We start from the raw sequence: 9,480 nt of genomic DNA, 5'->3' as shown, positions 1-9,480 counted from the left end.
GGTGGGCGGGGGTGGGCGGGGCGGGGGGGGTGGTGGGCGGGGGGAGGGGCGGGCGGGGGGGGGGGGGGTGGGGGGGGGAGGGGGGCGCGGGGGGGAGCGTGGGGGGGGGGCGGGGGGGGGGGGGGGGGGGGGGGGGGGGGGGGGTGAGGGGCGTGTGGGGGGGGGGGGGGGGGGGGGGGGGGTGGGGGGCGGGGGGGGAGGGGGGGGGGGGGGGGGGGGGGGGGGGGGGGGGGGGGGGGGGGGGGGGGGGGGCGGGGGGGGGGGGGGGGGGGGGGGGGGAGGTGGGGAGGGGGGGGGGGGCGGCGAAGCGGGGTGTGGGGCGGCGGTGAGCAGGGGCTCTTGCTGATGGGGGGGCAGTGGTGGGATGTAGATAAAGTGTGCTGACCGCTGCAGCGACCTCGACCGCGCGCTGCAAATGAAGCTAGCGGCGCGATGACAAATTGAAAGCGCCGGACCAACGTTGGCCGAGCGGAATACCGGATCACAGCCGCGAGCGGGAACGTGTAGCACGTCAGTCTAACTCTGGCGCACCTCTTACCGGGCAACCGCATCACTAGGATGCACCTAGCTTACGCACTTAATCACGGCGCGCCCCCTGCTACCGGCTGTGTTTTGCAAGAATTTCGTGCATGGCTTCAGTGACCAGCGCCTCAATGGAGTTACCTGCCCGGCCGTGTTCGGCAACCAGCTCGCGGAACAGGCTACGCACCTTTGCAATGAGATCCCGGTCCAGCCACACCGTGAAGGCTTGCCGGTTCTCGCGATGGTCGCGCGCTTTAGGTGTAGGTTTACCTAAACCTTGAACTTGAGGTGTAGATTTAGGTTGAGGTGTAGGGTCCAAGATAGGTTGCTCGCCGACGACAAACGAGGCGGACAGGCTTGGCCGTTTAGCCATTCTGCTTCTCCGTCCGCTTGCGTTTCACCTTGATGCCCACCTGCTTTGCTACCCATCGGAATCGAGCGTCGATCTCCTCAGCCCCTTTTCCGTTCGGCTCGATCTCCTGGATCGTGCTGCCGTCGATCAGGCAAGACTTGTAGCCCTTGCGGTGACAGAGGAAGGGCGCACCATGCTCGCGACCGGTCGGGATACCACGGGAGACGAACCCCGCAGCTGCCTCCTTCACATCCTTCTTAGCACCGCTCACATCCACATCAGTGAAGATGACGAAGTTCAGCTTGCCCAGCCCCTTGGCCATCGTGTGTGAGGTCGGCACGGCATCCATGTCGGCCAACGACGTGCGCGATGGGATCAGCACGAGGTCGGACAACTCAGCCGCTCGCTTGCCCATGATCTCGGCTTTGCCCGCCGTATCGATCAGGACCAACTCGGCACCCTGCTTCTCGAACTCGCGCAGTGTGGGTTCAAGGAAGTCCGGCGTCGTCTCTGGCCTAACCGGCGGCTGGTCCGCCCCCATTGAAGTGGTCCGCCCTTTGATATGGCTTTTAGCCTGGAGGACGGACAAGATGGCAAAGCACCCGAAGCCTGAGGAGATTGTCGCCAAGCTACGGCAGGCGGATGTGCTGATCTCACAGGGCCAGAGCGTTTCAGATGCAATCCGCGCGCTCGGCGTGAGCTCAGTGACATACTACCGGTGGCGGCGTGAGTTTGGTGGACTGAAGTCGGATCAGGTTCGACGGATGAAGGATCTGGAGACCGAGAATGCTCGGCTGCGAAAGGCGATTGCGGATCTCACCCTCGACAAGCTGATCTTGCAGGAGGCGTCCCGGGGAAACTTCTGAGCCCCGCGCGCCGACGCGTCTGTGTCGAGCACATCATGCGGACGATGACCGTCTCCGAGCGTCGCGCTTGTCGGGCGCTCGGACAGCATCGCTCGACACAGCGCAAGGTACCGCGGGGCCGCGACGACGAAGAGGCGCTAACGGCCGATCTCGTGGCGTTGGCCGAGAGGTACGGGCGCTACGGCTACCGCAAGATCAGCGCGTTGCTGAAGGCGGCCGGGTGGTTCGTCAACGACAAGCGCGTCGAGCGGATTTGGCGGCGTGAGGGGCTGAAGGTGCCGGCCAAGCAGCCCAAGCGGGGGCGGATCTGGGACAACGACGGCTCCTGCGTCCGTCTTCGCCCGGAACACCGCAATCACGTGTGGTCGTACGACTTCGTCGAGGCCCGCACGCATGACGGACGCAAGATCCGGATGCTCAATGTGGTCGATGAGTTCACCCATGAATGCCTGGCGATTCGGGTCGCCCGCAAGCTGAAAGCGATCGACGTCATCGATGTGCTCTCGGACTTGTTCATCCTGCGTGGCGTGCCTGGCCATATCCGTTCGGATAACGGACCGGAGTTCGTTGCGAAGGCCGTCCAAGCTTGGATCACCGGCGTCGGAGCAAAGACGGCCTACATTACGCCAGGCTCGCCATGGGAGATGGCGTAATCGGTCCTGAGTCGCGCATGCTTGCAGGACCGATCCACTGATCCGGAAGGGCTGCTGCCATGCTCCACTATGTTGGCCTCGATGTGTCTCTCGACCAAACCAGCCTCTGCATGCTCGATGCGGCCGGCCGGATCGTGCGCGAGACTAAGCTCGATACCGATCCCGACGCCATCGCCGAGTACCTTGGGCAAGCCGCCCTGGTCATCGAGCGCGTCGGCCTGGAGGCGGGGCCGCTCTCGCAGTGGCTTCACGCCGGTCTCGTCGCTCATGGGTTGCCGGCGGTCTGTATCGAGACGCGTCACACCAAAGCGGCGCTTGGCGCCATGCCGGTCAAGACCGATCGCGGAGATGCGCGCGGCATCGCGCAGTTGATGCGCACTGGCTGGTTCAAAGCCGTGCACGTGAAGACGCAACAGGCGCAGGAGTGGCGCCTATTGCTCACGCAGCGCCGTCTACTCGTCAACAAGTTGATCGACGTCGAAGCCGAGATCCGCGGCACACTGCGCGGCTTCGGCTTGAAGATGGGACGCGTGGGGCGCGCTGGGTTCGCGGGACGCGTACGCGAGTTGCTCGCAGACCGACCGAGCTTGCTGCGGGTGGTAGAGCCCGTGCTGCTCGTACAGGCCATGCTGCTGAGCCAGCGCGAAGCCCTGCATCGCATGGTTCTACAAGCTGTACGCGAGGAAGAGGTCTGCCGCCGGATAATGACGGTACCCGGTGTCGGCCCGATCACCGCACTGGCCTTCCGGGCGACGGTCGATAAGGCCGAACGCTTCGCTCACTCCCGCGACGTCGGCGCCCACTTCGGCCTGACGCCACGTCGCTACCAGTCGGGCGAAACGGATCGCTCGGGCACGATCACGAAGACCGGCGACGCGCTCATGCGCCACGCGCTGTACGAGGCCGCCACCAGCATGCTGGTGCACGCGACGAAGCCCTCGGCCCTGCGCAGTTGGGCCTTGGCTGTCGCCAAGCGCCGTGGGCTGCAGAAAGCGCGCGTCGCCCTCGCGCGTCGCCTTGCCGTCGTGTTGCATCGGATGTGGCGTGATGGAAGCGTGTTCCAACCGCAGGGCCGGCTCACCACGATCTGAGCCGACCGCGATCGAGATCCGCGCACGACGCGGAATGGTGTCCCCGTGGGGACGAGGGTTAGGCGAGGACGGAGCCGTTCCTGTGCCCGGCATCCTCAGATGCCGAGGCCGCGTAAGGGAGATTGGTCCCGCCGCCCTTCAGCACCCCATCCTGAGGCGACCTCGGGTCGACCTCGAAGAGAAGCATGAGATCCACGGGGGATCCCATAATCCGTTGACTGGCGCATCGTTGATTAGAGAAGAATGGCTACGTCGAAAGCTTCAACGCACGGCTTCGCGACGAACTTCTGAATGGCGGGATTTTCTACACACTCAGGGAAGCGCAGGTCGTCATCGAAAGCTGGCGACGTCACTACAACACCGTGCGCCCGCATGCCTCTCTGGGATACCGGCCGCCGGCCCCGGAGGTGTTCATGCCAGCCTTCTCCGCTTGGCCGGCTGCGCTCGCCCAACAAGCTCCGCCGGCCAAGCTACCCGTGGCAGAACGGCCAACCGTGCACTAACTTTACCCTTGGACCATCTCGTGGGGGCCGATCATGAGCCCTCAACGCTATCGCGGCGGTGGAGGCGGTAGCTGACGAAGAACGGACTCGGCGGAGGTAAGTGTGCCCAAAGCGAGCCCTCCCTCATAAGCAGAGCAGCACCCCGAGCATCATGACCTGTAAAGCCAGCAGGAAGCTGATCAGTATTTTCGCATCGCGATCATGAGTGATCTGAGCCAGCCGCTCAGCCTCGGTCTGCATCAGACCTGACCCTCGCGCGACCTGTGTAGGCGAGCATAAGGTGCCCGGCGGGGTTCCAAACCATTGCGATGCGCCGCTTGCTGGACCTGTGTGCATCCACTTCGTAAGCAGCGATTGTCACAGCCTCGATTTCGCTGTCGGCTTCGTAGAGCAAAGTTTTCCCGCTGGGTGTGCCGGCTGAACCTATCTGCTGCACCCTGACAGTGTAAGCCATCGCGTGCCCTTCAGCATTTGGCGCCCGCGCCAGCCGATCGGGGGAAAATTCCGCCGGCGCGGGCGTTGCCGAGGTTGCCGACCGGCAGCGACGACGACAGAACGTCGCATAGGCTGATAATTCAGAAAACATCAAAAGCTGGAACAGAGACAGAAATATAGGTAACAATTTTTATTTAGTGGATTATTCTGGAATTACTCCATCATATGATAAGAGGTCTATTCTCAGGATTTGCCTCATAGAGCCGTTGCGACGGCTTTGCTCAGGTCGTTTCGATCGCTCACGGGTTTATGACCTGAGATCACCCGCTGTGCGTCTCCTCCTGAACCAACTCCGCCCCGCCGCCAGTCTGGTGCGCGGGGCGATTTGCGTGCGTGGTTCTGCCTCCGGCAGGTACGCGTAGGATCGGGGACGCCGCCGCGCGTGATGCTGCATTGAAGCGGATTTTGAAGCCGAAGACCCCGCCGCCCCGAAGTAGGCGCTCACGACCCGACGTCGTGCGCACACGGGCTGACAGGGCAGGAGTCAAGCTGTGTGGATCTGGCACCTGCGCCAGCTCAACTTGTCAGCTGCTGGCTAGGAGTAACGGGGGAGTACGCGGGGTTGGGTGTCAGCCGCTGATGTTTCTCAGCTTGGAGAAGGAGGTGCTTTTCAGCGCCCCCTCCGCCGCAACGGAGACCTGGGTCCTACCCACGAGGACGGTCACGGCGCTCGTTGACGCCGTGTCCGATCTCCCGACGCCTGATTGCGCCTCATACAATCCCGATAGATCTGAGCACCGAGGTTGTAGAGGCTCAGGCCTTTTGGGTTCGGAGCACTGAACACTTGGGCCTTCGCTTCATCTCGGCAGGCCGCATCCTGCGGGCTCTGAATTGGTTCGCTTTGCGCCAAGGCTGTCTTGGTCATGGTGAAGCAGAGAAGCGCAACCACGATGGTTCGGGACATCCAGCCCTCCTACTTCCCGCCCGAGCCTGCATAAGCGTCGATCGCGCGGCGGCAGTTCTCTGTGAGGTTGCCACGGTTCTTTTTGAAGCACGCATCCATCGCGGGATCGTCGGAGTCGATGCCACTGCAGAGCTTCAACGCGTCCCCGGTGCAGTACTTCTTCAGGTCTGCGTTGCCGCGCTTCGACTCAGACGCGGCGAGCACCGGTGCGGCAGTGAGGACGAAAGCTAGGGTGAGAGCGAGAGCGCGCATCATGCTATCCAACTGAGAGTATGCGCATGGAACGTTGGGCCGATCGAAACGGCTCCGCTTTATATCTTTTCCATGATCTGGAACTTGCCGACCGGTCACCGTGAACTACCGGCTCCAATAAAGCGCGATAACACCCATCCCCGCTGGCAGGGGCCGGTATACTCTTGGCTCACTGGAAGGACGGCGTAGGTGCGGCAGCTCGTTGTATCGGCGCCGTAGACGATGCCCGACCATCTACCGAGATGCTCGCACACCAGGACCGGTTGGGCGCCGCGAAGGCGGTCGATCTCTCTGAAGGGCTCGTTCTCGCCAGGGCCGCTTCGAACTGGGATCGCTCCATCGGGCTGATCAGCCAGATCCGTCACGCGGCCCTGTGTTGGGCAGGCGTCCTTGCCGATCTGGCCCGCAATCATGATTGGGACGTCGAGGCGCGCTTCCTCTCCGTACGCTGCGGTAGCAGTCGCTACGGCGAAGGCGGCGAGCAGGATTTTCGTACGCATGGGATAACCTTTGAGCAGGCTGTAAGCCGGTGCCAATGGTTCCTGTTCCCCGCACCACCGACCTTCACGTGATCGATCCGGCCCAAGGCTTCACGGCTTGGCACAACGCGGTCAATTCGGAACCACCAAGCAGTCGGTCCCCGAACCCGAGCTTGCCCTGCCGAGTTGAGGAAGCAGCGCCGTTCGGCGTTCGAGGCTTTTCCTATGTTCTTGATCGCGTCCCTCGCGGCGGGCACCTTCGCGCTCGCCAGTTCCTTCTCGCTCATCGCGATGTGGGCGGACTAGAGCCTCGGTCCTAAGTTCGCGTGCGTGTTCAAATCATAGCGGCTGGCACCCATGGTGACGTTCTTCCCATGGTGGCGATCGGCGTCGAGCTGGCGCTCCGCGGTCACGCGGTAACGCTCGCCGCGCCTGCTCCGTTCGCGGCCTCAGCCGTGCGAGCAGGGCTCTCGTTCCATGCACTGTGCACGCAAGCCGAGTACGATCGCCTCATCGGCACACCGAACCTGTGGCGCCCATGGCGCGGCGTCCAGACCATGTTCGAGGCTGTCGCCTCGCTGGCTGAGCCGACCTATCGCTGGCTTGCCGCCGCACAGGCGACGAGCGGAAGCGTCGTGGTCGCTTCCACCCTCGGTCTCGGCGCCCGCGTTGCGCAGGACAAACTCGCGCTACCCGTCGTGGTGGTCCACGTGACGCCGTTCCTAATGGAAAGCCGTTATGCGCCGCCGCGCCTACCTGGCTTGCCGTTGCCGCGCCTCCTGCCGGCGAGGCTCCGCCATTGGATCGGCAGGGGAGCTGACCGCTACGTGATTGGCCCCGCAGCACTCCCCATTCTGAACGCCTTCCGGGGCACCCTCGGCCTGCCGCCGGTGCAGCGGCTACGCCACTGGTGGAACCTTGCGCCGACCCTCATCCTGATGTTTCCCGGCTGGTACGCGCCGCCGCAGCCGGATTGGCCAGCCCACGCCCTTCAGGTCGGGTTCCCAACTGCCGACCGACTTGGCGACACCCCGGAGCTTCCGGAGGACCTTGTCGCCTTCCTGCGTGCCGGGTCGGCGCCGCTGGTCTTTACCTACGGTTCGGGCATGCGGCAGGGGCGCTCGTTCTTCGAGACGGCCATGCGGATCTGCCGGCGGATGGGCCGCCGGGGCGTATTCCTGGCGCCTCAGACTGGACAGGCTCCATCGAACCTGCTGCCAGATGTGATCCACGTGCCCTACGCTCCGCTCACGGCACTGCTGCCGCACGCGGCTGCCTTGATCCACCACGGCGGTATCGGCACCGTGGCGTTGGGGCTCCGGGCTGGTGTACCGCAGCTCATCGTGCCGGTGGCGTTCAATCATTTCGACGAGGCGCACCGGCTCAAAGCCCTCGGCGTGGGCACCAGCCTGTCGCGCCGTCGCTTCACCCCCGCCCGCGGCGCGCGAGTGCTCGGACGCCTGCTCGCCAGTCATGACGTGGCCGCGGCGTGTCAGTTACTACGCATCCGGGCCGCGGCCGATGACGGCATTGGCGAGGCTTGCGACGCGATTGAGCGGGCAGGTGGGCTCCAAGTCGGGGGACGCTGACGTGAGTCGATGTTTCCTGCTTCCGCTGTTCCGCACCAGCGGTCGCCAAGCGATCAGTCCAGAAAAACGCGGACGCCCTCGGTATTCAGGATGGTCCGCTGATCGGCGCACCAGCGCTCGGGGCCGACCTCCGCGATTTCCTGCGCTAGACGCTTGCCTTCATCATCCACGGCGGTCTGCGCCTGCTTTGGGCCAAGGCTTTGATCGAGGGTAAGCCGCACGGTGCGAGACAAGCCGTCCGACACCTTGTCGTCGATCGCATAGAACTGCCGGCAGTGAAGGACGATGCCAGCCTGTGCGCCGACGATGCGCACCAGCCCGTCGATCTTATCGGCTCGCTGCCCGTCGTCGGTTGGCGCGGCCGTGCAAACGCCGGCCGTCAGGATCGTGGCGAAGGCGGCGAGGACATAACGCATTCGAGTAAAATAGCCGCTTGAGTGCGCATGTCGAGATTGCTGCCGGAAACGTGGCGGACCTTCGCCTTCAATAACTCGTTGGTCCGTCGAACCAAGGCAAACCGGGGAAAATCGTGATCTGGCAGGGTATGAAGACTGCACCGCGGGACGGTCAGCGGTTCGTCGCGGGCCTATGGATCGGACAAGGTGTAGCTGCGAAGTTCGAAATGCATATCATCCGCGCCGACATCCGCGGCGAGCGAGTTCACCCAGAGGATGATCGGGGATGGTCGTGGAACGACTACACCCATTGGTTGTCGCTAACTGTGCCGTCGCGGCCGGGTAGTTCAGATCGACCGGCCCCAGGCGGAAAGGGCGCGACGCCTCCCATGATGCATCAAGCTTACGGTGTTGACTGAGCACGATCACCAGTCCGGCGATCACCTGGAACGTGCCGGGGCACCACGACTTAGCTTCCCGGGAAACGCCATAGGAGCGAGACGATGATCGACGCTGACACCCCGCAGCCCGGCGACGATCCGGCGCCGATCGGAGACCCATCGCCCGCACCGCAGGAGCCTGAGGGCGATCCATCGCCGAGCCCCGCGCCGGCACCGCAGATGGACGACGAGGCGGCGATCGAAGAGACCGAAGAGCAGCCGAGCTAGCTCTTTCAGCCTCGACGGTTCCTATAGCGGTTGTAGAGGCCGAATGCTCTCGCTAGAGGGCGCCATGGACAAGCTCGAAGCCCTCCTGGACCGCCTCAAAGCTCGCCAGCGCGACCTCATCATGGAAGCTGCTCAGTACGACACGATGCCGGCGGACAGCACGCTGAAGCGGATTGCGGAGTTGGAGAACGCTATCGCAGCGGTGGAAGCGGTCGCCGGTGAGGAAGCGGACAAGCAGCGGCGATAGCCTTCGGCAGGGTACCCGCCGGGTGCTGTTGTCAGGCCTCAGCGGGTCAGAGGTACGGGTCACCAACGCGAGAAGTGCAGCGTAGCAGCGGTCGCCATCAGGGCAGCGCCAATCACGATAAACGTGGCAGCCAGAGGGTTCTGCGGCATTAGGAACTGGATCTCGACCACCATGGCTGCGCCAATGATGGCGCCTCCAGCCACGATAAACGCGTCGCGGATTTTATCGGGCGCTGTCATCGTCTTATGAGATCCCCACGAGCTTGATTTGGTTGCTGATTTGGCCGACTGCGCTCGCGATGGCGATTGCCGCAAGGCAGTTTCCGTAGGTCTGCGTAGGAACGCTCGAACATGCCGAACACGTTTGGCCTCAACCGCACGCTTGGAGGTGCGATCGGCGTCATCGCGCTGGTGTCGGTCCTCAGCAGCGGGGCGATCTTAGCCACACGCAACCACCTGCAGGAT

The 9,480-nt window shown here is 63.9% G+C and carries 11 protein-coding genes and 2 pseudogenes; 7 read left to right on the top strand and 6 right to left on the bottom strand.

Annotation, left to right across the window (positions count from 1 at the left end; all coding sequences use genetic code 11):
• Positions 1–598: 598 nt before the first annotated feature.
• Entirely contained in the window at positions 599–895 is a 297-nt protein-coding gene (locus MKK70_RS14810) for a hypothetical protein (protein WP_243948647.1), read from the bottom strand.
• On the bottom strand, positions 888–1,463 hold the full coding sequence (locus MKK70_RS14805; RefSeq protein ID WP_243948645.1) for a hypothetical protein: 576 nt from the start codon (positions 1,461–1,463) through the stop codon (positions 888–890). The genes MKK70_RS14810 and MKK70_RS14805 overlap by 8 nt, the downstream gene beginning before the upstream one ends.
• A 1-nt stretch (position 1,464) precedes the next feature.
• On the opposite strand from MKK70_RS14805, the pseudogene MKK70_RS14800 reads away from it, so the two are divergent.
• From MKK70_RS14800 to MKK70_RS14790, 3 genes and pseudogenes are all read left to right on the top strand, one after another.
• Positions 1,465–2,384: pseudogene (locus tag MKK70_RS14800) on the top strand (IS3 family transposase); the annotation flags it as partial.
• Positions 2,385–2,452: 68 nt separating this feature from the next.
• Positions 2,453–3,484: an IS110 family transposase gene (locus tag MKK70_RS14795; RefSeq protein WP_243948644.1), complete on the top strand. Its 1,032-nt coding sequence runs from the start codon at positions 2,453–2,455 to the stop codon at positions 3,482–3,484.
• A gap of 239 nt (positions 3,485–3,723) precedes the next feature.
• Positions 3,724–3,987, top strand: a pseudogene (locus tag MKK70_RS14790) (integrase core domain-containing protein); the annotation flags it as partial.
• A 1,156-nt stretch (positions 3,988–5,143) separates the two neighbouring features.
• On the opposite strand, the gene MKK70_RS14785 reads toward MKK70_RS14790, so the two are convergent.
• Positions 5,144–5,386, bottom strand: a complete 243-nt coding sequence (locus MKK70_RS14785; RefSeq protein WP_313899095.1) for a hypothetical protein — start codon at positions 5,384–5,386, stop codon at positions 5,144–5,146.
• A 9-nt stretch (positions 5,387–5,395) separates the two neighbouring features.
• A complete protein-coding gene (locus tag MKK70_RS14780; protein WP_243948649.1) occupies positions 5,396–5,638 on the bottom strand; it encodes a 3',5'-cyclic-nucleotide phosphodiesterase in 243 nt (80 codons plus the stop codon).
• Between the two features lie 242 nt (positions 5,639–5,880).
• Here MKK70_RS14780 and MKK70_RS14775 point away from each other — a divergent pair, with 242 nt between their 5' ends.
• Positions 5,881–6,210, top strand: a complete 330-nt coding sequence (locus tag MKK70_RS14775; RefSeq protein WP_243948642.1) for a hypothetical protein — start codon at positions 5,881–5,883, stop codon at positions 6,208–6,210.
• A 233-nt stretch (positions 6,211–6,443) separates the two neighbouring features.
• Entirely contained in the window at positions 6,444–7,706 is a 1,263-nt protein-coding gene (locus MKK70_RS14770) for a glycosyltransferase (protein WP_243948640.1), read from the top strand.
• Positions 7,707–7,759: 53 nt separating this feature from the next.
• Here MKK70_RS14770 and MKK70_RS14765 read toward each other — a convergent pair whose 3' ends face one another.
• Positions 7,760–8,122, bottom strand: a complete 363-nt coding sequence (locus MKK70_RS14765; protein WP_243948639.1) for a hypothetical protein — start codon at positions 8,120–8,122, stop codon at positions 7,760–7,762.
• Between the two features lie 482 nt (positions 8,123–8,604).
• Here MKK70_RS14765 and MKK70_RS14760 point away from each other — a divergent pair, with 482 nt between their 5' ends.
• Complete coding sequence (locus tag MKK70_RS14760; RefSeq protein WP_243948638.1) at positions 8,605–8,769, top strand: hypothetical protein; 165 nt, start codon at positions 8,605–8,607, stop codon at positions 8,767–8,769.
• A 64-nt stretch (positions 8,770–8,833) separates the two neighbouring features.
• On the top strand, positions 8,834–9,016 hold the full coding sequence (locus MKK70_RS14755) for a hypothetical protein (RefSeq protein ID WP_243948637.1): 183 nt from the start codon (positions 8,834–8,836) through the stop codon (positions 9,014–9,016).
• Between the two features lie 59 nt (positions 9,017–9,075).
• Here MKK70_RS14755 and MKK70_RS14750 read toward each other — a convergent pair whose 3' ends face one another.
• Positions 9,076–9,255: a hypothetical protein gene (locus MKK70_RS14750; protein ID WP_243948636.1), complete on the bottom strand. Its 180-nt coding sequence runs from the start codon at positions 9,253–9,255 to the stop codon at positions 9,076–9,078.
• Positions 9,256–9,480: the final 225 nt, after the last annotated feature.

This window comes from Methylobacterium sp. E-041, from assembly GCF_022829665.1.
Taxonomy (GTDB): domain Bacteria; phylum Pseudomonadota; class Alphaproteobacteria; order Rhizobiales; family Beijerinckiaceae; genus Methylobacterium.
This window is presented reverse-complemented; position numbering and strand designations above follow the sequence as displayed.

Excerpts from the sequence above, each read along its gene's own strand:
- MKK70_RS14810 (WP_243948647.1), bottom strand. The coding sequence starts at position 895 with ATGGCTAAACGGCCAAGCCTGTCCGCCTCGTTTGTCGTCGGCGAGCAA.
- MKK70_RS14795 (WP_243948644.1), top strand. The coding sequence starts at position 2,453 with ATGCTCCACTATGTTGGCCTCGATGTGTCTCTCGACCAAACCAGCCTC.
- MKK70_RS14785 (WP_313899095.1), bottom strand. The coding sequence starts at position 5,386 with ATGTCCCGAACCATCGTGGTTGCGCTTCTCTGCTTCACCATGACCAAG.
- MKK70_RS14780 (WP_243948649.1), bottom strand. The coding sequence starts at position 5,638 with ATGCGCGCTCTCGCTCTCACCCTAGCTTTCGTCCTCACTGCCGCACCG.
- MKK70_RS14775 (WP_243948642.1), top strand. The coding sequence starts at position 5,881 with ATGCTCGCACACCAGGACCGGTTGGGCGCCGCGAAGGCGGTCGATCTC.
- MKK70_RS14765 (WP_243948639.1), bottom strand. The coding sequence starts at position 8,122 with ATGCGTTATGTCCTCGCCGCCTTCGCCACGATCCTGACGGCCGGCGTT.
- MKK70_RS14760 (WP_243948638.1), top strand. The coding sequence starts at position 8,605 with ATGATCGACGCTGACACCCCGCAGCCCGGCGACGATCCGGCGCCGATC.
- MKK70_RS14755 (WP_243948637.1), top strand. The coding sequence starts at position 8,834 with ATGGACAAGCTCGAAGCCCTCCTGGACCGCCTCAAAGCTCGCCAGCGC.
- MKK70_RS14750 (WP_243948636.1), bottom strand. The coding sequence starts at position 9,255 with ATGACAGCGCCCGATAAAATCCGCGACGCGTTTATCGTGGCTGGAGGC.